This is a genomic window from Catellatospora chokoriensis (assembly GCF_011297315.1).
GTDB classification, from domain to species: Bacteria; Actinomycetota; Actinomycetes; order Mycobacteriales; family Micromonosporaceae; genus Catellatospora; species Catellatospora citrea.
Map to the genome: position 1 here is coordinate 1 of NZ_JAAOTI010000084.1, position 503 is coordinate 503.

Below are 503 nucleotides of genomic sequence, written 5' to 3' on the forward strand. Positions count from 1 at the left end.
CTGCGCGCCGTTGAGGCCGAGTGCCCGCCAGCCCTCGGGGAAGTGCCGGTCGTAGCAGATGTACACCCCGACCCTGCCCACCGCCGTGTCGAACACCGGGTAACCCAGGTTGCCAGGCCGGAAGTAGAACTTCTCCCAGAACCCCTTCACCTGCGGAATATGGGTCTTGCGGTACTTGCCCAGATAGGAACCGTCCGCGTCGACGACCGCCGCCGTGTTGTACAGCACCCCCGGCTGCTCCTGCTCGTACATCGGCAGCACCATCACCATGCCCAGCTCACGCGCCAGCGCCTGGAACCGCTCCGTCGTCGGACCCGGGATCGACTCCGCGTACGAGTAGTACTGCGCATCCTGCACCTGGCAGAAATACGGACCGTAGAACAGCTCCTGAAAACAGATCACCTTCGCGCCCTGCGCGGCAGCCTGCCGCGCGTACTCCTCATGCGCCTTGATCATGGATTCCTTGTCACCGGTCCAGGTCGTCTGGACCAGCGCGGCACGGA

At 64.6% G+C, this 503-nt stretch carries 1 protein-coding gene; it reads right to left on the bottom strand.

From position 1 onward, the window contains the following. The coding region (locus tag HAV39_RS42075; RefSeq protein WP_280528762.1) for a nitrilase-related carbon-nitrogen hydrolase at positions 1-503 on the bottom strand (503 nt) is incomplete at both ends.